General features: G+C 61.2%; 21 protein-coding genes and 2 pseudogenes. 15 read left to right on the top strand and 8 right to left on the bottom strand.

Annotated elements, in window-relative coordinates; translation table 11 throughout:
- Positions 1–24: 24 nt before the first annotated feature.
- From X760_RS71665 to X760_RS71655, 3 genes are all read right to left on the bottom strand, one after another.
- Entirely contained in the window at positions 25–438 is a 414-nt protein-coding gene (locus tag X760_RS71665; protein WP_245278779.1) for a hypothetical protein, read from the bottom strand.
- A gap of 380 nt (positions 439–818) precedes the next feature.
- Positions 819–1,013, bottom strand: coding sequence for a hypothetical protein (locus tag X760_RS77555; protein ID WP_023722791.1), 195 nt, complete (start codon positions 1,011–1,013; stop codon positions 819–821).
- A gap of 60 nt (positions 1,014–1,073) precedes the next feature.
- On the bottom strand, positions 1,074–1,373 hold the full coding sequence (locus X760_RS71655) for a DUF1236 domain-containing protein (protein WP_031195273.1): 300 nt from the start codon (positions 1,371–1,373) through the stop codon (positions 1,074–1,076).
- A gap of 373 nt (positions 1,374–1,746) precedes the next feature.
- On the opposite strand from X760_RS71655, the gene X760_RS71650 reads away from it, so the two are divergent.
- The 3 genes and pseudogenes from X760_RS71650 to X760_RS78575 form a co-directional block, all read left to right on the top strand.
- On the top strand, positions 1,747–2,574 hold the full coding sequence (locus X760_RS71650) for a PRC-barrel domain-containing protein (protein ID WP_023722789.1): 828 nt from the start codon (positions 1,747–1,749) through the stop codon (positions 2,572–2,574).
- Positions 2,575–3,024: 450 nt separating this feature from the next.
- On the top strand, positions 3,025–3,219 hold the full coding sequence (locus X760_RS71645) for a CsbD family protein (protein ID WP_031195272.1): 195 nt from the start codon (positions 3,025–3,027) through the stop codon (positions 3,217–3,219).
- Between the two features lie 310 nt (positions 3,220–3,529).
- Positions 3,530–3,733, top strand: a pseudogene (locus X760_RS78575) (plasmid maintenance toxin (PemK-like)); the annotation flags it as partial.
- 652 nt (positions 3,734–4,385) lie between these two features.
- On the opposite strand, the gene X760_RS76895 reads toward X760_RS78575, so the two are convergent.
- Positions 4,386–4,559, bottom strand: a complete 174-nt coding sequence (locus X760_RS76895) for a hypothetical protein (RefSeq protein WP_023722783.1) — start codon at positions 4,557–4,559, stop codon at positions 4,386–4,388.
- Positions 4,560–5,198: 639 nt separating this feature from the next.
- Between X760_RS76895 and X760_RS78570 the strand changes: the two genes are divergently transcribed.
- The 4 genes from X760_RS78570 to X760_RS71615 all read left to right on the top strand — a co-directional run bounded on the left by X760_RS78570 (position 5,199) and on the right by X760_RS71615 (position 7,011).
- A complete protein-coding gene (locus tag X760_RS78570) occupies positions 5,199–5,519 on the top strand; it encodes a DUF982 domain-containing protein (RefSeq protein WP_023722781.1) in 321 nt (106 codons plus the stop codon).
- Between the two features lie 422 nt (positions 5,520–5,941).
- Entirely contained in the window at positions 5,942–6,169 is a 228-nt protein-coding gene (locus tag X760_RS76890; RefSeq protein WP_156948331.1) for a hypothetical protein, read from the top strand.
- 141 nt (positions 6,170–6,310) lie between these two features.
- Entirely contained in the window at positions 6,311–6,568 is a 258-nt protein-coding gene (locus X760_RS71620) for a hypothetical protein (RefSeq protein WP_156948329.1), read from the top strand.
- Between the two features lie 191 nt (positions 6,569–6,759).
- Positions 6,760–7,011: a DUF982 domain-containing protein gene (locus X760_RS71615; protein WP_023722778.1), complete on the top strand. Its 252-nt coding sequence runs from the start codon at positions 6,760–6,762 to the stop codon at positions 7,009–7,011.
- A gap of 560 nt (positions 7,012–7,571) precedes the next feature.
- Here the strand turns inward: X760_RS71615 and X760_RS71610 are convergent.
- Positions 7,572–7,987: pseudogene (locus X760_RS71610) on the bottom strand (SOS response-associated peptidase family protein); the annotation flags it as partial.
- Between the two features lie 57 nt (positions 7,988–8,044).
- Here X760_RS71610 and X760_RS71605 point away from each other — a divergent pair.
- Positions 8,045–8,509: an SOS response-associated peptidase gene (locus X760_RS71605; RefSeq protein ID WP_023722775.1), complete on the top strand. Its 465-nt coding sequence runs from the start codon at positions 8,045–8,047 to the stop codon at positions 8,507–8,509.
- A 73-nt stretch (positions 8,510–8,582) separates the two neighbouring features.
- Here the strand turns inward: X760_RS71605 and X760_RS71600 are convergent, their stop codons facing one another.
- Positions 8,583–8,825: a DUF982 domain-containing protein gene (locus tag X760_RS71600; protein ID WP_023722774.1), complete on the bottom strand. Its 243-nt coding sequence runs from the start codon at positions 8,823–8,825 to the stop codon at positions 8,583–8,585.
- A gap of 414 nt (positions 8,826–9,239) precedes the next feature.
- On the opposite strand from X760_RS71600, the gene X760_RS71595 reads away from it, so the two are divergent.
- A complete protein-coding gene (locus X760_RS71595; protein ID WP_031195270.1) occupies positions 9,240–10,436 on the top strand; it encodes a hypothetical protein in 1,197 nt (398 codons plus the stop codon).
- Positions 10,437–10,475: 39 nt separating this feature from the next.
- Here the strand turns inward: X760_RS71595 and X760_RS71590 are convergent, their stop codons facing one another.
- Complete coding sequence (locus X760_RS71590; RefSeq protein ID WP_023722772.1) at positions 10,476–11,048, bottom strand: hypothetical protein; 573 nt, start codon at positions 11,046–11,048, stop codon at positions 10,476–10,478.
- 134 nt (positions 11,049–11,182) lie between these two features.
- On the opposite strand from X760_RS71590, the gene X760_RS71585 reads away from it, so the two are divergent.
- From X760_RS71585 to X760_RS71575, 4 genes are all read left to right on the top strand, one after another.
- Positions 11,183–13,333: a ParB/RepB/Spo0J family partition protein gene (locus tag X760_RS71585; RefSeq protein WP_031195269.1), complete on the top strand. Its 2,151-nt coding sequence runs from the start codon at positions 11,183–11,185 to the stop codon at positions 13,331–13,333.
- A 73-nt stretch (positions 13,334–13,406) separates the two neighbouring features.
- A complete protein-coding gene (locus X760_RS0140210; protein WP_348633265.1) occupies positions 13,407–13,880 on the top strand; it encodes a hypothetical protein in 474 nt (157 codons plus the stop codon).
- Positions 13,881–14,121: 241 nt separating this feature from the next.
- On the top strand, positions 14,122–14,493 hold the full coding sequence (locus tag X760_RS78565) for a hypothetical protein (RefSeq protein ID WP_023722768.1): 372 nt from the start codon (positions 14,122–14,124) through the stop codon (positions 14,491–14,493).
- A 23-nt stretch (positions 14,494–14,516) separates the two neighbouring features.
- Positions 14,517–15,119 (top strand): DUF1419 domain-containing protein, encoded by a 603-nt coding sequence (locus tag X760_RS71575; RefSeq protein ID WP_348633264.1) that lies wholly within the window; start codon positions 14,517–14,519, stop codon positions 15,117–15,119.
- Between the two features lie 430 nt (positions 15,120–15,549).
- Here the strand turns inward: X760_RS71575 and X760_RS71570 are convergent, their stop codons facing one another.
- Positions 15,550–16,740: a DUF1173 domain-containing protein gene (locus X760_RS71570; RefSeq protein ID WP_023722766.1), complete on the bottom strand. Its 1,191-nt coding sequence runs from the start codon at positions 16,738–16,740 to the stop codon at positions 15,550–15,552.
- A 187-nt stretch (positions 16,741–16,927) separates the two neighbouring features.
- Here X760_RS71570 and X760_RS71565 point away from each other — a divergent pair, with 187 nt between their 5' ends.
- Together X760_RS71565 and X760_RS71560 are read left to right on the top strand one after the other, a co-directional pair.
- A complete protein-coding gene (locus tag X760_RS71565) occupies positions 16,928–21,421 on the top strand; it encodes a strawberry notch family protein (protein ID WP_023722765.1) in 4,494 nt (1,497 codons plus the stop codon).
- Positions 21,422–21,433: 12 nt separating this feature from the next.
- A complete protein-coding gene (locus X760_RS71560) occupies positions 21,434–22,483 on the top strand; it encodes a toprim domain-containing protein (RefSeq protein ID WP_023722764.1) in 1,050 nt (349 codons plus the stop codon).
- Positions 22,484–22,540: the final 57 nt, after the last annotated feature.

Here is a 22,540-nt window from a genome sequence, read left to right as displayed (position 1 = left end):
ACCGCCATCCGACTTTGAGAAAGATCAGGTAGACCGGTCGAAACGGCCCGATTTACGAAGCTTCGCAAGCAAGCTCGCGGCCGCGCCGCAGTAGCTGGCAGAGGCCTGCTCGGCCATCGGCAGCGAACTCCACACGGTTAGTTCGGCCACCAGAAAGTCGTTGTCTGCGTCCATCGGCGCGGATCTAAGTTGTCCGTTTTTATCCATCACGATTGCTACCACGGTGTCGTTTGCGCCATACCCAATCGCCGCCATCCTCTGAATGCGAGTATCGCCGTCCACGCGAACGTCGAACAAGACAGATCCGCCAGTTTTCTCCGCGATGTCATCCACTCGATCGGAAAACGGCCGATTCATACCGCCTGTATTGGCGAGTGACTGCTCCAACAAGACCAGTTCAACATACTCCGCCTTCATGCCGCAACTATGGGCGCGCATGCGCAATCGGCAATCCTACCAGGATCTTTTCACACAGGAATCCCAATGACATCATCCAACGCACCGCGGCGCGAACACACAGCCGTACCCAATGCTATCTGTACGCCCATGTGTGAGCGTCGCGCGCAACGGTGGAACGGTGCCATTCTCGATGAAGCTCGAGTCCCTGCCAAGCGATCCTCAGATACGTAGGTATTTATAGCGAGGCGTATGGTGCCGAAGGATGAAGCGGTCGGCCACGGAAATGGGCTGGGTCAAGCCGGACCTAATCGGCCCTGTGAAGCACCTGCGCGGCGAGGAAGGCCTGCGGCACGCCTACCAGCGCCTATGGAGGTGTCGTCCTAGTGCGGGCGGTATTAGGATCGGCCTTGGCTATAGCTTCAGGCAAGGTTCTGCCGCGCCAGATACAAGCGATCAGTATCGGGAACAGCCAACTTGTGCATTGGTGCGGCGAGGAAACGAACGGCTTCAGCCTTTGCCTTTTCGGTCCAGATTGCCGTCAGGTAGCGGAGCCGCCTTGCCTTTGCCTTAGGCGCCCCAGCCTTGATCGCCGCGTCCTTCGAAATGTGGATCACGAGCGTGCCGCCCCTTTTAGCGCGCGGAGCCAGCGCCTGCCGCCTGGCGGACTTTCCCTGTCATTCGATGATCTTGATAATCTTGTGTGTGTCGGGGTCAACCACTACGGTTCGGTTGTCGATAACGGTGTAACGGTATTTAACGTTGGGAACTTCATGAAGCTCGACGGTGTCGGGCAGCGTTGAGCCAATGTTGAGCTCCACGCCCGGAAGTTTCACCGATGCCAGCGGCTGCTTTTTCACGTACTCCTTAATGACGGTTTCCTGTTCAGGCTCTATGACCACGTCTTGAGCGACAGCGGCCGCAACACCGGCCAGAAGCAGGAGTCCGGCCGCTGCGGTGGTAATGTGTATTTTCATGACTGCCTCCATCCATTCGAGCGGCCTAGAAAACGCCCTGCCGCGCGCGTGGCTACAGGCCGCGACGGCTGCTTAACGCTCGCGAAACATGATTGTTCCAACACTCCCCTCCTGGATTCCTCCACCGGAACCACATGCCTCTCAAGACGCTTTGGTCAATCTCCTTTCATCATCGGCGACGAAGAGATTGAGTCGCCAACTGGCCCGGTCAGCGCGATCTGGCGGGGCTTTTTTGCAAACTGTGGTGGGGAGTAGCTGAGCCGGCTAACGTGTTGGAACTTCGATCGGGCACTTCGCGTTTTCAACTCGCGTTTGAGCGTCCGATGGACGGCCGGCGCGCGCGTCACACCACGCGAAACACAAGGAGAACATCATGATCCGGAAACTTTTGGCGACCACAGCGCTGGCCACGCTGCTGGCAACCGGCGCCTATACCGGAGACAAGCTTGCTGCCGCAACACAGCCTGAAGCCACGCTTGCAGCCCCTGCGGTCGTTGCCGATGGCAACCTGGTGACCAAATTTATCGGCACCGACGTCTACAACGGGACCGCTGACAATGCCGAGAAGATCGGTGACGTCAACGACATAGTGCTCGCGAAGGATGGAACGGCCAAACTTATCATCATCGGCGTTGGCGGTTTCCTGGGAGTCGGTGAGAAGAACGTCGCCTTTGATTTTGCCAAGGCTCAGTGGGCAGAAAAGAACGGCAGCCGCTGGCTTGTCGTGCCGACGACCAAACAAGAACTAGAGGCGCAGCCCAGCTTCGATGCAACGGCATATGAGACAGCTTCAGCATCGAACGCGACCAAGCAGCCTGCAGCCACCACTGTTGACAAGACGTCCACCGGGGCCATTGACAGGTCATCGCTGACTGAAATGCCAATAGATAAGATCCGTGCAGAAGATCTGATTGGCACCACGGTCTACGGCGCCGACGACGCAAATGTCGGAAAGATTGGCGACGTCGTTCTGAGCGGCGACAAAAAGGTGGATGCAATAATAGTTGACGTTGGAGGATTTCTCGGCATCGGATCAAAGGAAGTGGCTGTTGGGATGGAGAACCTAAAATTCATGAGCGACAAAAATGGCAACAAGTATCTCTACACAAACTTCACAAAAGACCAGCTCGATGCCCAAATGGCTTACGACAAGGGCACCTATGCCCAGAATCGCGATAAGCAGCGCATGATTCTGAAATAGCAGGACCGCTATGCTTAAGAGCCCGGGTTAAGAACAGCTGGGCTCTTTGTTTGCTGGCAATAGTCTCTCCCAGATTGCCGCGCTATACTTGAGGTGCGGTGAAGTTTTTGCCGTCTTCTTTCCCAGCCGTCCAAATGGCGTGCTTCTGTTGATGAAACGGCTGGCTGTCGTACGAGATTGAAAAAGGTCAGAAGGAAAAGTAGCGATGATCAAAAAGCCCGCCAGCCGAAGCCCTTGGCGCGCGCCAGCTGATCCCGCTGAGGAACCTTTCGATCGAGCGTGATGTCAAGACGCGGATCGTTCCCATTCGATCCCCTACTCCAATTCGCCCCGCTGGCTTCGCCGGGCGGCTTTTTGCGGCGTCGCCAATAATAATCGTCATAAGTGATCCGCTGTTCGGGAACGTATGGTGTCCATTTGCATTTCCTTTGAACACCAAAGGAGGAAAATGTGAACTGGGATCAAATCAAGGGAAAATGGATGCAGTTCAAAGGCAAAGCGAAGGAGCAATGGGGTGATCTTACCGACGATGATCTTGATCGCATCGAGGGCAATCGTGACCAACTCGCCGGACGAATTCAGGAGGGAATTGCCAAGGAAGAGGCAGAGCGCCAGATAGACGACTGGTCCAGACGACTCACCTAGCGCTGGATCTAACTCGGTCCGACCGGAAGCCTCGGCGCACCCCTAATCAACCAAAGCGACGCGCGCAAGGAACTTTTCGCCGCATCTAATGTTCCCATGTTCGGGCTAGGCCAAGGAGCGTAATCATGAACAACATTATTTGGTTGGTCGGCGCCGTCGTGATCGTAATAGCCATTTTGAGCTTTTTGGGTCTGCGATAGACTGGGCGGTCCATAAGGTCCAGGCAGTCGCGGCGATCTGTTGAACCCGGATATGTAGCCCTATGGCCTTATAGTGTTGAAAAAGTCCGCAACCCAGCTCGCGGACCAATATGGCCGGAATAGTTATACCGCGATGTTTGCTGGCGCTGGTCTCCATGCAGGAGGATGGCTCGCCGGTCGTCCGGGTCCTGCCGATCACCCATACGCCGCCGTCCGGTCCCAATGATGCCATCGAGATACCGGCTGCGGTCAAGCTGCGCTTGCGGCTTGACGGTGAGCGGTCGTGGGTCGTTTCGACGGAAAGCAACCGGTTCGCGGTAGACGGCCGTTCAAGATGTCGCCTGCCAAACTGCGGCTCGCCGAGCCTTCAGTCGAAGGCAGTTGATCAGCACTGCGCACCCGCATGATGTTCGGAAGGCACACCCCCGTGCGTTCTCAAATTAGATGCACAGCTAACCAGCTGAAAACATTCACGAGCGATTCTCACAATTAACTGCAAAGCGACAGCGTAAACGGCAGATGCAACACCCGCACAATCCCCCGCATATCATACCGATGCGGTGGCGGGCATGAGCATGGCCCTACTGATGCCGCGTGAGCCGGTCCATGGGTGCGTTTGCTTCGGTTAACTTGGCCAGCGCTTGCTCGACTTTCTGCGCCGAGCGGTCCGTGCGCTCGATGTGCCGCACCATTTGCCGCCTTACTCGCGCGAGCCTTGCGGCGCGAAATACGTCGCCGTATCTCGCAGTTTCAAGGTGGAGGGTCGCGAGCCTCATGGGCGACGATTCCAATTACCTANCGAAATACGTCGCCGTATCTCGCAGTTTCAAGGTGGAGGGTCGCGAGCCTCATGGGCGACGATTCCAATTACCTAGCAGTAGAATTCGCGTATCCGCCTTTCGTTCCGATGTCCGACCTTACGCTCGCAAAGGGCTGGCCGGAGGGCCGCGACGAATGAGCGTCTGGTCACATGTTGCTGGCGGGTCGAATCGGTGGACGCGGTCGATACGCTGGCCTCTGCAACGGCTTGAACGGAACATCGGCCACCGACGAGCGGATCGGCTTCGTAGTGACCGGGATGGCAGCTTGGCGCTTGCGCAGCGCAGCCGAGATCTTGGCAACGAAGTCGCGTATTTCCATGGGTACTCCTCCCGAGCAGCTTCCCGTAGTCACGCTAGCACCGCCGCGCCCCCCATCACAATTAATTTTGATGGATCGAAATGGGTGGAGGGAAGGCGGCCACATGAGATCAGCCGTCGTCTATCTTCCTGCCAAAACAGTACTGGATACAGGGCGGCGCGACATAGGTCCGTTGTGCTTGACACAGCCTTTGCTGGTCGAGGCGTTCGGTCGTGCTGGCGGTGTCTCAATTGCCCACCGCTGTGAGAAACGGAGGGGCACGGGGGCCTCGCGCGAGCCAGTTATCCGATCCCCCGCTCAGAAATTTCTACCAAACATTCTGGCCTGTCATTCTGCACGAAATCGTTTGTTGATCTTTCATCAGTTCGGCGCAGCATGCCGTTCGGGCACTAGGGGTTGGGCTATCATGGATACCGAGCCGACACGCATCACGACTGACGCTCTTCCCGCCGCCATTCTTGAAGCATCAGACGGGGACGTGGTGTCCCTTAAAGCGGCCCTAGCAGCACTTCGTGCCCTGTGCCCCCACGTAATCGAGACGGATGCTGAATTGTGCGAAATTTTGCTTATCGCGGCCCCGCAAGAAGGGCGCGCCGTCCTGCTTGATCTTCGTGATTAGCAGGAACAAATTCGCTCGCGGTGCAGTTCGCTCCTTTTAAACATGCAGGCCCGAATGCGGTTGAAATCGATAAAGCCAAACAGGAGGTTATTGCCGAAGTTGTGCGGCGGTGGATCACCTCAGAGGTAATCCGCAATTACCTTCGCAACATGCTAAATCNCAACGTCAACAACGCCGAGACAGCCGGCGAGGAGCTGATGAAGTGGACCAAGCGTGGCCCTTGCTGGGATCTCGCGGTGCGGGTTTGCATGGCCGTGATATTCGACGAGATGGAACCTGAGGAGGCCCGTAAGGCATTCCTGGCTGCTGCCGAGGAGGAGGGTATGCTTTTTCCTGATTAGCAGGTCGCGTGGCTCTTCGCGCGAGCCCAAAGTCGATCACCGGCTCAGACATCCCTTCCAAACATTCCCACCCCCTCTAATTATCGCTCAATGGCAACCCATTGGTTCGTCCCTCCGGTCTTCGTGAAGACTGAAACCGGCGACAGGCATGGCTGCAACAATGCGAGGACAGCCCTTGAGCNGTTCGTGAAGACTGAAACCGGCGACAGGCATGGCTGCAACAATGCGAGGACAGCCCTTGAGCAACTTAAGAGGTGGACCCGGAGAGGACCTCGCTGGCACAAGGCGGTGACCCTCTGCCTGTCGTAGGTGAAATTTCTCCCAAATATCAGTCCTTTATTCCATACGATTCGAACATTGATTTTTCGTGGAGTGACCCATAAGGTGGCCGCATGGGTTCTCGCTGAGGTGGGAGGCCTCGGATGAACCTTCTGACGAACTGCCGACCGAGCAAAGTGAGTGCCCATAAGCTTGTTGAAGAGCTGATCTTACAAGCCGGTCGCGGCCAAATCATCTCCGTCAAAGAGACCATCGCAGCGGTGCGCCGAGACGGGCCGCATCTGGTGGAAAGTGACTGCGCGCTGGTTGAGCTTATAGTCGAGATTGCCCCAGCCTTTGGCCTGTTTGTCGGGTTCGATCTTCGCGAATAGCCGGATGGCAACCCATTGGTTCAACCCTCTATGAGATCGAGAGGGGCACGGGGGAACTTCGCGCGAGCACCCACCAAATTCGCATCCCTTCGGAACCCTTTCGCAGCGAAAGTGTTTCAGACCGAATGTGGGAACGACCTTATGCCGGCACGACCAACAGCAGGGACAGCCTTTCAACGGTTGATCAGCTCAGAAGATAATCGTCTGATGCTCCGCAACAGGCTTGGTCTCGAAGTCGACGAGGAACTGCCGGCGTCCCTTGCTGCATTATTGCAGGAGCTTGAGCGGCGCGAGCAGGTCGAGGCTGAATGGAGCGCCACCACTTTGGCAGCGCACGTTTCTATGGCGTTCGACGAACCAGAAGGAACCTTCAGTGACCCTCACGGCCATGCTGCGTAGGGGACGTGCCTTCCGAGGGATGATCAGTTCGGAAGACTACTGCCGGAAGCTACGCAGGCTCCTAAGGTTTGTAGGCGAACCAACTCTGACACCGACGCTTGCCACACTGGCGCGGGAGCTTTCAGAAGACTCTGAGCTGCCGAAGCAAGAATCGGCCGACAAAATTCCATAGCCGTCCTACATTTCCCCTCATGGCAACCCATTGGTTCTCCCCTCCGGTCCCTGTGAGGACTGAGAGCGCCGGTATGACCCGGAACGTCAACAACGTCGAGGCAGCCGGCCAGGAGCTGATGAAGTGGACCAAGCGTGGCCCCAAATGGAACCAATCGGTACGCGTCTGCATCGCCTGCATTGCCGACGAGATGGAACCTGAGGAGGCACGGAAGGCATTCCTGGCTGCTGCCGAGGAAACTAAGATGCTCGCTGCTCCCGGGGTGCGGTGATCCTCGCGCAATGTCGCATAACGCCAATTGCTTTTCGAATTGAATTATTTCAACCTCGCATTGCAGGAACGGGCGATGCTTGGGTCGAGATCGCCAAACATTGAGGGGGCAATTTTTGAACCGCATTTTGATTACACTCGGCGCGGCAGTCTGCGTCATATCTTCGGCTGCTTCAGCCGGACAGGGAGGGGAGCAAAACATTAACTTCCTAGCTCGGATGCCCGACGCCAAGTTGAATTTGGCCGCTACAATGGCAGGTAACGTCATCGGTGTTATTCAAAGATGCCGGGCGCTGAGGCCAACCGAAGGTGGAAAAGCAATTGTAGCTGTTCCAGTCCTTTTATACGACGGTCTGGATAAACACCTGACACCCAATCGACCTAAGTTCACGAGGGCCATCCGCGCCTATGAGGCCGCTTTGAACAAAGCGGTGCGGCGTAGGGATGATTGCCAGACTGAGAAGGCCAAGTACCCGAGACTCTACCGGTAGATAGCTGTCAGGGGGCATTGGTTACGGTCTGGAGTAATAAACAAGCGGATCTCCTGTGTCCCTGTGCGCCCTCGCCGACCTCAGGCATTTCACGCCAGATGCCGGCGATGCAGAAGATCGGCTCGTCCTTCTTTGCGAAGAGCCACTTGTCCTTGCGCTTCTTCTTGGGGTCTTCCGGATCGGTGAACTCGTAGAAACCGTCCGCCACGATCAGGCACGGGTTCGACGAGAACTCCCGGCCCTCCGAACGAAATTATAGACGGGCCGCTTGTTCGGTCCGTGCCAGCTCCAGCGCCGTTGAATCATATCGCCTTCGCCTCGGACACCCTCGACCGTCCTGATGATCGGCGCAACGTCCGTGATCTTGATGTCCTCGCGCGCCTCGAGGTTTGGCGCACCTTCGCCGAAGCGGATCTTGATCTTGAGGTCGGCGAAGTCTTCCACGATCGAAGCGACATCCACCGTCAATCGATAGTCATTGCACATCGGTCCTCCGTCCGACCGCATTGCACCGCGATCGTGTTCCTGTATGTTCGCGTGACCATGAGCGCGAAGGTTTTCGATTCCGACGCATCGCTCGACGAACGCAAGCTGTCTTGGGGCCTTCAGCCCAGCGAAGTTGGAGGCAGGCCGTTCACCGTCATCCGCGCTGAGGGCAGGACGTTTCCCAGTCACCGTTGCCTCGTTCCCGCATCCGAGTTCCGCCATCGTAGCCGCGGCAAGCCCTATAGTTTCTCGCTCGCTGACGATGACTGGTTGTATTTCGCTGGAGTCTGGCGCCAGGCGACACGGGACTGGCCTGAGGCTTATGCCATCCTGACGATCGAGGCTAACGACGACGTGGCGCCCTTCCACGACCGGCAGATGGCGGTGCTGCGGCGCGATCAGCGGATGGCTTGGCTCGACGGGACCTGCATGGAAGAAGAGCTGCTTCGGCCGTTGCCTGCCGACACGTTCGTGGTTTCGCAGCCGCGCGAAGCATCTGCACAGGCGGTGCTCGCATTTTGAACCAAAAAGAACTTTTTGATCTCGCCGGCCATCCGCCGCTCCCACTGTGATCGAGGCTAATATCGTTTGGACCTCAGTCGCTGCGTAGAATTTTCGCTTCTAACGCCGCTGCAACGAAGGCCCGTCTCGCTATCGGCGTCTGGGCTTCACCACGCAGAACCTGAAGACATGCATCCATAGCCAGTTTTCGCTTCTCCGTCTGATGAGGGAAACTTCGCAGCAGGATCGTGCCTGCGTCGTTCACATCGAATATGACGCGCTCACGGTCATGCCGGCCAATTTGCACCACCACGGGCCGGACGAACCTGCTCGACATGCAATTACTCTCTCAGTTCCGACCTCGATACGGTCTTCACCTATCATGACGTTGGGTCAATTTATACATGTATCAGCTAGGCCCGAAGAGAACTTGCAGTTGCTCAATCTCAAGACAAGTTGCCTGTCCAATTTCAGCAGGCCACTATCTGAATCCGGATGGGTCCCCGTCTTGTTTGCGCAAGAAAGCACAGCGGATTTCTGTCGCGTCCGGAAGGTGAAGCGGCGCTTGGTCTTCGGGCTTTCCTGAAGCCCGAGCCTTCTCTCCTGGGTGTCAGCCTTGACGCGGCCGCCGCCGAAATGCCGACGCGCCCAGTGGCGCGCGGATGCCGGGAGAGGAAGAGGGCGGGCGGGCCCCAGTGGCGAGTGAAGGTCCGGGAGAGAGTCTCCCGGCGCTCGCCGAGGAGCGACACCCATGACCCAGATGGAAATTCACACGCCCAAGCGCAACGAGCGTGCCGGTTATAAGATCGACGTCAGCCGCGGCCAGCGCATCGGCCGCGTGTCGTCAGAATGGTTCAACCGGCCGGCGGACGAGCGATATCTGTCGCTCACCGACCTTCGGAATTCGGTGAAGGCCCGGTCGGAGCGCAGCAAGACCCGCATCGTCGAAAGTGAGCGGATCCGCGTCGAGGCCAGCCGCGACGACCCGGAGCGCCTGAGGCTAATGCTGCCCGATGCGCCTGCCCCAATTGCCCCCACGCATTGGAGTTTCGGCCAACTCGCCAGTCTAGTAGGCGCGCCGGCCACCTATCTGCGCCAGCTTCCGGCCCCGCTCGCGGTGATCAACCTACAGCACGGTCTCCTCAACCACCGCGCCGAGCAGGTGAAGACGCTGGAAATCGAGAACGGACGCCTCGAGCTGCGAGCGGTAACAGGTCCGGACTACGGCAGAATATTTGACTCAGAACTGATCGACGCCGTGCAGAAGATCGCTGGCAACGGCAACGGGGACACTCGCTGGAAGGTGCCGGGAGTCCTCGATTGGTCGACGGGAATTTACAACCCGAACGTCGACATCTCCAACGACACGACTACGCTCTATGCGTCCGACCGAGATGTGTTTGTGTTTCTTGTCGACGACCTGAACCCGATCGAGGCCGGGCGGCTGCCGAATGGGGAACCGGATCTTTATTTCCGCGGCTTCTACTGCTGGAATTCCGAAGTCGGAGCCCGCACCCTCGGGATTGCCAGCTTCTATCTGCGCGCAGTGTGCCAGAATCGTAATTTATGGGGCGTCGAAGATTTCGAGGAAATCACCATCCGGCATTCCAAATATGCCGCCTCGCGTTTCGCCCTGCAAGCTGAGCCGGCGCTGATCCAATTCGCGGAATCATCGCCCATGCCGTTCGTCAACGGCATCAAGGCCGCGCGGGAACGGATCGTCGCAGGAGACGACGAAGATCGCCAGGGCTTCCTGCGCAAACGGGGCTTCTCCAAGTCCGAGACCACGAAGATCATTGAGACTGTTCTGATGGAGGAAGGCAGGCCGCCGGAATCGATCTTCGATTTCGTGCAGGGCATCACGCGGGTCGCGCGCGACAAGCCGCATCAGGATGTCCGCCTGGAAATGGAGGGCAAGGCCAAGAAGCTTCTCAATTTCGCCGCCTGATCCTGCGGAGGCCGGCAGCGAAAACTTTCGTTGCTGGCCTCACGTCCGGTTCGCCATCTCCATCAATCCCAGCTGCCGTGCTCCGAAGCAAAAGGACGGCGCTTTTTGCGTGGCGGTCAGGTGACGGACGAAAGGCTTTCGGCCGTCCCGTCGTGGAACAAACCGAGGGAACCCGACAACATCTACGCCCAATGTATCGCCGCAGGTCTCCCGGTCATCGACAGCTGATCCGCCAAGTTCGGTATCGTGCTGCAGCTGACGCTTGGCGGGCCGCTGGTCGCTGTCGGCCGTAAGCCCGAGCCAGCATCCTGGCATGGCCTCTCCTACGTCCCGCAGCATGCCGTCGCCAATGCGGCGGCAGGCGCCGAGGTCTGAAACATAGCCCGAGAAGGCGCAGCGCATGAGCGGCGGGCCTCTTCTCAATCTCTTCACATGACGGAATTCGAGGATCTGAATGTTCGGCACGACCGGACGCGCAACACGAGCAAGTCCGTCACCGTCGACCGGCAGGCACTGATCCATATGCTGACGGACCACGCCAGCATGCTGGAGACCCTCGGGCGGCTCGGTCGCGTCGATCCGCGAGCCGAAACGATAGCGGCGCGTCGTCATCCCGACCCATCAAATCTTGCGGCAGGCGGCCAGCGCCGGCGTGAGGTTTGGAGGCAGAGGGGGGAGAGGAGTTTCCTGACGGGCTTGGAGGTTCGGGGAGCGGCCCCGGGCCGCCCGTCATGGAGAACCTGACCATGGCAAAGAACGCCATTCAGAAGATCGCGATGAACGCCGCGGAGAATATTCCCTATGACAAGCTAATGCTGTCGCAGAAGAATGTCCGGCGCATCAAGGACGGCGTGTCGATCGAGCAGCTGGCCGAAGACATCGGACGGCGAAAGTTGATCCAGAGCCTGAACGTCCGTCCCGTGCTCGGCGGCGAGGGCGAGGAGACGGGCACGTTCGAGGTGCCCGCTGGCGGCCGGCGTTATCTCGCGCTCGGCATCCTCATCAAGCAGAAGCGCCTAGCGAAGAACGAGCTCATCCCCTGCATCGTCAACCGCAGGCAGGAAACCTCAGCCGAGGAGGACTCGCTTGCCGAGAACCTGCGCCGTGCAGACCTTCATCCGCTCGACCAGTTTCGCGCGTTCAAGAGTCTCAGCGACCAGGGCCTCGATCCGGAAGAGATCGCCGCGCGCTTCTTCGTGTCGCCGGCGACGGTGAAGCAGCGCCTGCGGCTCGCATCAGTGTCGCCGAAGCTCCTCGACCTCTACGAGAATGACGAGATCCGGCTTGAGCAAATCATGGCCTTCTCGATCTCGGACGATCACGCGCGCCAGGAGCAGGTCTGGGAACGGATTTGCAGCTCGCACACGCAGGAACCCTATTACATCAGGCGCCTGCTGACGGAGACCACGGTCCGGACCGATGATCGACGGGCCGTCTATGTCGGCGCGGAAGCCTATGAGGCGGCTGGCGGCGTCATCCTGCGCGACCTGTTCGAACAGGATTCCGGCGGTTGGTTCCAGGACGCCGCGCTCCTCGAGCAGCTCGTCTTCGACAGGCTGAAGGTGGATGCCGAGGCGATCCGTGCCGAAGGCTGGAAATGGGTCGAGGCGGCGATCAGCTTTCCCTATGGCCACACCTCCGGCATGCGGCGCATTTATGCAGAGGCGCAGGAACTCAGCGCCGAGGAGATCGAACGCTACGACGCGCTGAAGGCCGAATACGACAAGCTGGACGCGGACGATGCCCGGGCCGAGGACGCCGACGAGGCAATCGAGGCGAAGCTCGACCAGCTGGGCGCCGAACTCGATGCGATCGATGATCGTCCTCAAAGCTACGATCCCGCCCAGAAGGCCATTGCCGGTGTGTTCGTTACGCTTGCCGCGAACGGCAAGCTCCAGGTCGACGCCGGCTTCGTGCGGTCGGAGGACGAGCCGCGGACCGAGACCGGCGACGTCGATGAGGGCGAGGAAGGGGGCGCCGATGGCGGAACCCGATCCACTGGCGACGACGATGGCGACGGTGTTGTCGTCAACGGCAGGCCGGTGAATGACAGCGCTAATGACGATGGCGAGGACGATGGCATCAAGCCGCTGCCCGATCGGCTCGTCTTCGACCTGACCGCGCAGCGGACGCTGGCATTGCGCAACGCGCTCGCCGGTGACGTCGCCATCGCCATCGTCGCCGCACTCCATGCCTTCGTCCTGCAGGTCTTCTATCGCTTCGCGCCGGACTCGTGCCTGGAGATCAGCCTGAAGAGCGGCAGCTTCAGCCAAGTCGATGGTCTTGCTGAGACATCCTGGGCCAAGGAGATCGCCGAGCGGCACGAAGCCTGGAACCGCGATTTGCCTGATGAGGCGGAAAGCCTGTGGGACTTCCTTCTCGGCCTCGACGAAGCAAGCCGCAAGGCGCTGTTCGCGCACTGCGTCTCGCTGACCCTCAATGCGGTGGTCGAACCCTGGAACAGGCGACCGAAGGCGCTCGAGCATGCAGACATGCTTGGCCGCTCGCTTCAGTTCGACATGGTCGACGCGGGCTGGACGCCTACGGTCGAGTTCCTCGGGCGGCTCACCAAGGCGCGGATTCTACAGGCTGTCCGTGAAGCGCGTGGCGCAGACTCCGCGCAGCTGATCGACCACATGAAGAAGGACATCATGGCCCGTGAAGCCGCCCGTCTTCTCGAAGGATCGAACTGGCTGCCCGAGCCGCTGCGCCTTGAGGTCGATGAAGTGGCTACCGATGCTGGCGACGCGGTCGTCGGCGACATGTCGGACGAGGTGACTCTCGACGGCGATGCCGCCGAGTTGCCGGCTTTCCTTGCCGACGATGCGGATCCGTCCTCCGAAGAGCCGGTGACCATCGACGGCGACGAGGCCGACCACCTCCAGGCCGCCGAATAATCGGCCTCACGCTCGCACCGGGCCCGGCACTCCCGCCGGGCCCTTTCTCGTTTTCTGACATGGAGAAACCCGCATGTCCGCACATATCGTGTACGAATCCGCCCCTTTGGGGAGCGTTATCCGGTACAGCGACGGCGCCGCGAAACCGCCGGCTCGCTTCACCAAGAAGCTCGCCGCCTGGGAGAGCCGCAACGGCGTCGGTCGCCTGGTCAGGAAGGAACCGCCGCGCGAGCGCGCGACCTATAGCTCGCCGGCCTACTTCACCCTGCATGAGGGCGATTTCGGGCAGGGCGGCATCATCGTCGTCTCGGTCAGGCGCACCTGGTCCGTCGAGAGTGACCTGGGTTTCGAGATCGTCGAGCGTCCTACGATCGGCATGGTCCGCGTCCTGCAGGAACTCGGCGACAGCCCGGAGCTGCTCTATCTCGCCAAGGATCGCGAGGCGGCCGAACGCTGGCTCGAAACCAGTATGGTCGGGCCTATCTCGAGGAAGTCTCCGCGGACGAGGTTCGGCGCCGACGTCATCGAGGGCCGCACGGTCGCCTGATCGCTTCACCCCATAGAACCACCCCGACGACAGACCCGGGAACGCGTGAGCGGTCGCCGGGTCTTTCCAGTTTCATGGAGATCGACATGTTCGACTGGAACAGAAGCTGCTCCTATGACGAGCAGCAGAAGAGACGTTTTCACACGATAGCCCGTTCACGGCTCAAGAAACTCGCTGCCCAACTAAACCTGCCGCAGGGAAGCTTTGACCTGCGCTCGAACAGGCGGGCATAGCCGTTCCGGTGAAATTACCCTGCACCCATCACCGCGCCTACATCCAGGTCGGCCAGTTCGGTTTGTCCTCAGGTCACGGCATCCTGATCCGCACCTGCAAGGGCCGCAAGGACTATACCGGCGGGGCCAACCACTTCGTTGCGCTCGACATGCTCAACGACATCCCGGCGCTCGCCGCCGCCGTCCGTGCCGTTACTGGGGTGGTCGAGGCGCTTCGCCTTCCTCCGAGCAACGCGCCGCCTGAAGCCTGCAAACCCCATCATCGCCGGCGCACGCGCCGGCCGCAGGCCCGGCCAGTCGACAGCCACAACACCACAAGCAGTTGCGACGACGCGGTTCATGCCGCGCGTGGCCGACCTGCGTTCAGGAGAACCCCATGACCGCACATCCACCCTTCAGGAAGGTGCTCGACGGCGTCGCCACCCGCGAGCAGATGTTCCAACTGTTCAGCCGACACAAAGACACTCCCGGCATCGATCCGCTTTCCGGCACGCCCTATTCAGGCGAGTGGTTCCAGATTGCCGCGTCAGAATATCACTTCATGCTCGATTTGCTGCCGCCGCTCTTCATGCGCACCGGCATGTTCGGCATCTCGGAGTTCAAGGCTGGCAACGTGACCAGCGTATTCTTCGCGATCCGGATCCGGGGCCGCGAACGCTGGTTTCATGGCTTTTGCGACCTCACGGATCGGCAGTCGCCAGACAAGATGCGCGCCGCCATCATCGCCCACGAGACCGGCGCGAGTGACAACATGACCCGCGCGGAAAAGCTCGAGGCCATCTGGAACGCGAGGCATCCCGACTTCAAGGGGATCGCCGGCGAGATCAATCCCCACACCTGGCCTGCGGAGCACCGTGGCAAACGCGTCATTCTCGTCAACGACGGTGGCAACGGCACGATCCTGAAACTGCTGGAGGACCTGTCCGACAACGAAATCGACAACCGACTGGCGGCGATGCGCCCGCACACCAAAAGGCGAGGGAGCAACGATGAGGACCCTTCGTAAGCAGCCGACACGGGCGGACAAGCGCAGCTACGAAGCGTATTCGACCTATACCGCCGGCTTGGGTGTCTCAGATCGTTGCCGATACCGGCGCACACCGCCACCCATCGCAACATCGACCGCAGTGCCGCCCCGGACGGACGCCGATGCGAAAGCCAACTCTCCAGCGTTTCGCTCGCCGATGCAACGCGGGGGTCGGACAGGTCGAATGGCATGACGAGTTCAACGCTGACAACGATCACTCGCCCGCTGTGCTTACACCGCGGATCCTCGCAAACCCGCAGCATGCTCACCGAAAAAGACGATCGCTGGTCACCCCTCACCATAGCGTCATGGTCCAAGACAGCGGGGATCCTTGTCCAACGCATTGTCTGAATCGATGGCCGCCAATTGATTCACGAAATTGATGGAAATCTGAGATGTCGTTCCCAGCCTATGGAAGGGCCGGCATCTCCCCGTCACCGACCCTCCAGGTCCACGCACCCATCTCCGGCCGGTTCGCGATCATATCCTGCAACGAAGCTTCGAACGCTTCGCCCGCACCGGCCGGAACGACAAAGAGCGCTATCGGCTCGTCCCTGTTCTGAAGCAATGCGTTGGCGATCGGCTGGTCGGGTTGCAGGTCAAAGCGCAATCCCTTTACGCTCTTCTCGCGAAGGCGGGCGAGCCCATCGACGAGCTTTTTCTCCGGGATCGTCTCGTAGGGAATCCAGTTCTCGGACACCACCATCAACGCGACCTCCTCGACAATGGCGAGGCCGGCCGGGTTCAGTCCGAACGTAGCGATCGTCATGAGATGTGAGCTGGAATCCGCTGCCCACAGGGACAGTTCTTTCTCAAAACGCGCCTGCAAGCGGCGATGCAATGCATCGTCGATCATGAAGGGAAAACCGGGCAAATGCCTGATGACGAGTTTCTGACCGGATCGGGCGGGCACGATCTCCTTCACCTGGCCGACCAGGACAAGCAACTTTCGTGGGCCGGATTTCGGCGGGAGCGCCGTGCCGAGAACCGCGTTGCGACGATTTTCGATCGCTTCCTTGTTCTCGGCGCGAAACGGCTCGGGTACGAACAGGATGTCCGCGAGCGGTCCTCCCCTCACAGTCATTTGCCTGGCAGCCTCGAGCAGATGCCAGCGGACATTCCACCAATGTCGCTTGCCGGCCCATCGGGATGTCCAGACCGTCAATTCGGCCTCGTGCCAGAGATAATGAAGGAGGCCACGCAGCGACATCTTCCTGGGATCGGCGGTTACGCTGGCGGAACTTTGCCCCGCAGGCACGGATGCTGCGCGGCTCCCTGTCTTCGACAGGTTGAAGTCCAATTTGAGGGCCGCCATGCCGCTTTGCGGATCGAGCTGTATCGCGCTGCCCATCAAGGCGCCCAGGCCGGATAGTTCGTAAGGCGATTCATACGAATCGCAGGATGGATCATGCCCGCCGCCACTCAGCGGCATGCGCTTGATCAGATGAAGGTCGCCGATGCGCGCAATGTACATCGGGCAGCCCGGCTCGCGGCACAGGCATAGCGGACGCTCGGTGCGAGCATAGGCGTTCGCCAGCGCCGCCTGCAGGTCAGGCGCTCCCTCCTCGTAGACCGCACTGCCAATTCTGAACCGTCGCATCACCTCCGCAGCTCCAGGTCGCCGCCGCATCCCTGTCCGGACATTCAAGTCATGGCTTTGTGCAGAGCGCAACCCCTTTGGTGCGTCGGCGCCAGAGGCAGAGGGGAGCCGGGAGGAGTGCGGCCCGGCTGGCGCGGAGAGAGTGCCGGCGCGGGTGCCACTCCCCCCTCTCGCGAAGGACATCTCCATGAACATTGTTTCGACCACCTCGACCGTCGCCCGGACGGCCGCTCGCCTCGCGGTGCCGGCACATGACGCCATCAACACCGCCCAGGCGATCCATGAGGCGTCAATGCTGCTTTTGCCTTTCCTCGGGCAGGGCAAGCCTGTCACCACCGCCGCCCTGCGCACCGCCATGACGACAAGTTTTGGCGGCAGCGATGCGCAAGGGTTCTGGGTCTGGAAGGACGCCTATGAAGCGCTCGAAGTCGCCCAGGTGCTGTTTCTGCGCCGGTTCGGCCCTGCGATCCTGTCCCGGTCCACCACACCGCAGGCAACGCTGGCGATGATGAAGCGCATCGCCGAACTTCTTCCCACTCATACGCGACGGTCCGACGAGGGCCAGGCCATGCAGCAGCTCTCGACGCCCTTGCCGCTGGCCTTGGTCACAGCGCACGCCGCGGCGATCGCATCTCGCGACCTCGTTCTCGAACCCTCGGCCGGCACCGGTCTGCTCGCCGTCCATGCCGAGATGGCGCGCGCCTCGATCGCCCTGAACGAGCTTGCCGCGACGCGGGCCGATCTCCTCGGCCTGCTGTTTCCCCGGTTCCCCGTCTCCCGGCACGACGCTGCCCATATCGACGATCATCTCGACGCGGCCATGGAGCCGTCCGTCGTGCTGATGAATCCACCCTTCAGCGTCGGCGCCTATATCGACGGCCATGTCGCCGATGCGGCATGGCGGCACCTCTCCTCCGCATTCGCACGCCTGCGTCCGGGCGGGCGCCTGGTAGCCATCACCGGCACCGGCCTATCTTCCGAAAACCCCAAATGGCGGCCCGCCTTCGAACGCCTGCAGCAGCAGGGCACCATTGTCTTCACCGCGGCGATCGACGGCCGTGTCTACGCCCGCCATGGCACCACCACTGAGACCCGCTTGACCATCATCGACAAAGTTCCTGCTACCGAACCAACCAGCTTCTCCTCGCCGGGCAAGGCCATGCATGTCGAGACGTTGCTCTCCTGGATCTCGGCCCTGCCGCCCCGAGCACCGGCCGGCTTTCCGGACTCGATCGGTGCATTGTCCAGCGGCATCCTGCGCAATGCCGCCATGCACATGGGCGCCCGATCGGGGGCGAGAGCCGCACCCCTCGGTGTCTCAACGGCTGCTCCGAAGGCCATCCAATCGGTTCGTCCGATTGTGCGGACGAAGCCCGCTCGCCAGGTCATGGCAAGCAGCGCGCCTGCCGTCCCGCTCGCCTATGAGCTGCGCGACTGGATGCCCGAGGAGGGCGGCCGGCTCACCGACACGATCTACGAACCGTACGCGCTCCAGTCAATCGACATTCCCAGCGCCAAACCGCATCCGACGCCGCTCGTGCAATCGGCCGCAATGGCCGCCGTCGCGCCGCCGAAGCCTTCCTATCGACCGCTTCTTCCTGATGCGATCATCGACGAGGGCCTGCTGTCGGACGCCCAGCTCGAAAGCGTCATCTATGCCGGCGAAGCCCATTGCGGCCATCTCACCGGCGCCTGGACGGTTGACGAGACCTGCGATGTCGTCTCGGCCGCGCCAGAAGGTGCTGCGAACGCTGTCCGCTTCCGCCGTGGATGGTTTTTGGGTGACGGGACCGGCTGCGGCAAGGGACGGCAGGTCGCCGGCATAATCCTCGACAACTGGCTGCAGGGCCGCCGCCGTGCGATCTGGATCTCCAAGTCGGACAAATTGCTTGAAGACGCCCAGCGCGATTGGGCAGCACTTGGCCAGGAAAAACTTCTCGTCCAGCCGCTCTCACGTTATCGGCAGGGCACACCGATCCGCCTTGCCGAGGGCATCCTGTTCACGACCTACGCAACCCTGCGCTCGCAGGAACGGGAGGGCAAGAAATCCCGGATCGCCCAGATCCTCGACTGGGTCGGACAAGACGCGAGGGGGGACGAAGGCCCGACGGGAATCAATAGATCTTTCGATGGCGTCATCGTCTTTGACGAAGCGCACGCCATGGCCAATGCCGCTGGCGGCAAAAGCGAGCGTGGCGACGTCGCGCCCTCGCAGCAGGGCAAGGCGGGACTGCGGCTGCAGCACGCGCTGCCCAATGCCCGCGTTGTCTACGTCTCCGCGACCGGTGCGACCGCCGTCGAGAACCTGGCGTATGCGCAGCGTCTCGGCATCTGGGGCAGCGAGGATTTTCCATTCGCCAACCGAGCCGAATTCGTCGCCGCGATCGAGAATGGCGGTGTCGCGGCGATGGAAGTGCTCGCCCGCGATCTCAAATCGCTCGGCCTCTATATGTCGCGTTCGCTCTCCTATGATGGCGTCGAATACGACTTGCTCGAGCACGCACTAACCGACGAGCAGATCCGCATCTACAACGCCTATGCGGACGCCTTCCAGGTCATCCATAACAACCTGACTGCCGCACTCGAGGCCACCAACATCACCAGCGAGGCCGGCACGCTGAACCGCAACGCAAAATCGGCGGCGCGCTCAGCTTTTGAAAGTACCAAGCAACGTTTTTTCTCGCATTTGATCACCTCGATGATGATGCCAACGCTGATCGGCGCGATCGAGCAGGACCTCGCCGACGGGCATGCGGCAGTCGTACAGATCGTCTCGACCGGCGAAGCGCTGATGGAACGACGCCTTGTCGATATCCCAACCGAGGAATGGTCGGATCTGCATGTCGACGTCACGCCGCGCGAGTACGTCGGCGGGTACTTGCTGCACTCCTTCCCCACCCAGCTGTTCGAGGAATATTCGGACGCGGAGGGCAATGTCTATTCGCGGCCTGTCCACGACGAAGATGGCAACCCGGTCCAGTGCCGGGAGGCCATTCGCCGGCGCGACGAGATGATCGAAAAACTTGCATCGCTGCCGCCGGTCGGCAGCGCGCTCGACCAGATCATCCATCACTTCGGCACCGCCAGGGTTGCCGAGGTGACCGGCCGCTCGCGCCGCATCGTGAAGAAGACCGGCCGCGACGGCATCGATCGGCTCGCCGTGGAAAACCGCCCTGGCTCGGCCAATCTCGCCGAGACCCAGAGCTTTATGGATGACGACAAGCGCGTGCTGATCTTTTCGGATGCCGGGGGCACCGGCCGCTCCTATCATGCCGATCTTGGGGTGAAGAACCAGAGGTTGCGCAAACACTATCTGCTGGAGGCCGGCTGGCGCGCCGACAACGCCATCCAGGGTCTCGGACGGACCCACCGAACAAATCAGAAGCAACCGCCGTTGTTCCGGCCCATGGCCGCCAACGTGAAAGCCGGCAAGCGCTTCCTGTCGACCATTGCGCGACGGCTCGACACGCTGGGCGCGATCACGCGCGGCCAGCGCCAGACCGGCGGGGCGGGACTGTTCCGGTCCGAGGACAATCTCGAAAGCCCCTATGCCCGTGCGGCCCTTCGCCAGTTCTATCTTCTGTTGCACCAGGGCAAGATCGAGGGCTGCTCGCTCACGACCTTCGAGACTGTGACCGGGCTGTCGCTGACGACTGACGAGGGCGGGCTGCGCGACGAACTGCCGCCGATCACGACCTGGCTCAATCGCCTACTAGCGTTGCGCATCGAAACCCAGAACCTGCTGTTCGAGGTGTTCGAGCAGTTGATGGCGGCGAAGGTCGAAGGCGCCATTGCCGCCGGCAATTACGACAAGGGGCTGGAGACGATCACGGCGGAGAGCATCGTCGTTACCGATCGCCGGACGGTCTACACGCATCCGGTCTCCGGCGCGCAGTCCCATGTCCTGACTGTTGCGCGCAAAGACCGCATCCGGCCACTCGGCCTGGTAGACGCTCTGGCGATCGTACGCGCCGAGCCGCAGTCAGTCCTGCTGGTCAACACGCGTTCCAATCGAGCGGCGATCCAGCTGCCGACCGCCAGTCTGATGCTCGACGACGGAACGGTCGAACATCGCGTCCGTCTGCTTCGGCCGATTGACGAGCTGCGCTTTGGTCTTGACGCCCTCGCCGAAACCCACTGGCAGCCTGCCGACCGGAAGCTGTTCTGCGAATTGTGGCAGGCAGAAGTCACCGCGGTCCCCGAGTTCACCCCGAGCACCTTCTACATCGTCGCCGGCCTGTTGCTGCCGATCTGGCGGCGGCTGCCCGATCATGATTGCCAGGTCTACCGGATCCAGACCGATGCCGGCGAACGCATCATCGGCCGTCACATCGCGCCGACGCTGGTGGCCACCATGTTACGCAATCTTGGTATCGACCATGTGCCGACGCTTGCACCGGAGGCGGCATGGACAGGCCTGATCGAAGGCAAGATCGGCTTGCAGCTTGCCGAAGGCCTGGTCCTGCGCCGCAGCCGCGTCATGAACGACTACCGCGTCGAGCTGGTCGGCTTCACCGAAGCGATGGTCCCGCGGCTGAAGGCGCTGGGTCTGATCTCCGAAATCATCTCCTGGAAGCTGAAGCTGTTCGTCCCGACAGGCGACGAAGGCTCCGCCATCCTCGCGACACTCCTCGATCGCCATACGCTGGTCGGGGTCACCGACCGCACCGCAGCGGCTTAAGGGGAGGCGATCATGACCGCCTCGGCCTCCGAGCTGGCACGCCGCCTTGGCGAACATGCCGAGGCGGTGTGCCGCGAATATCTCTCCAACGGCCATCGCTCCGGCAATCACTGGATCGTCGGTGATGTCCGCAACGCACGCGGCCGCTCCATGCATGTGCGGCTGAAAGCCAATGCCAAAGGCCCTGCCGGCAAGTGGGTCGACGAGGCGACGGCCGAATATGGCGACCTGCTCGACGTCATCGAGGCGAGCTGCGGCCTGGTCGGATTCCGCGAGGTCGCCGATGAAGCGCGTCGCTTCCTCGCCATCCCACGGCCAGAACCCCAGTCCCGCTCATCCGATATCCAGCGCCAGCCTGCCGCGGCACGCGGCTCCCCTGACGCCGCCCGCCGCCTGTTCGCCATGTCGCAGCCGATCGCCGGCACGCTGGCCGAACGCTACCTCACCGGCCGCGGCATTCTGCTTGCCGCCCGCGAACGCGCCCTGCGCTTCCACCCCGGCTGCTACTATCGCGATCTCGTGACCGGCGAGACGCAGACCCTGCCCGCGCTGATCGCTGCGGTCACCGGCATCGACGGGCGCATCACCGGCCTCCAGCGCACCTGGCTCGCTCCGGACGGCAACGGCAAGGCGCAGATCGCCGATCCTCGACGCTCGCTCGGTCATCTCCTGGGAAATGGCATCTGGCTCGGCCTCGATCCCGGCACGCCCGTTCCGGTCATGGCCGCCGGCGAGGGTTTCGAGACGATGGCCTCGCTCCGCACGGTGATGCCGGCGCTGCCGGTGGCTGCGGCCACCTCGGCCAATCACCTCGCCGGCCTGATCTTGCCCCCCGGCTGCCGCCGCCTCTACATCGCGGCCGACGCTGACGCCGCCGGCCGGCACGGCATCGAACGTCTCAGCCAGCGCGCAGGCGAGTCAGGAATCCTCGCCCTGGTGTTGCGGCCGCAGCTCGGCGACTTCAACGACGATCTGCGCCATCTCGGCCCAGCTCATCTCGCCGCATGGCTCAGCGATCAGCTCGTCCCGGAGGATGCCCGTCTCTTCCTGCCGCCCGGATGAACGGGCGGGGCCGGCAGGCGGGCAGAGAGATCGGAAGAGCACACGTCTGAACTCCAG

This window comes from Mesorhizobium sp. LSHC420B00, from assembly GCF_000503055.1.
Classification (GTDB): Bacteria; Pseudomonadota; Alphaproteobacteria; order Rhizobiales; family Rhizobiaceae; genus Mesorhizobium.
This window is presented reverse-complemented; position numbering and strand designations above follow the sequence as displayed.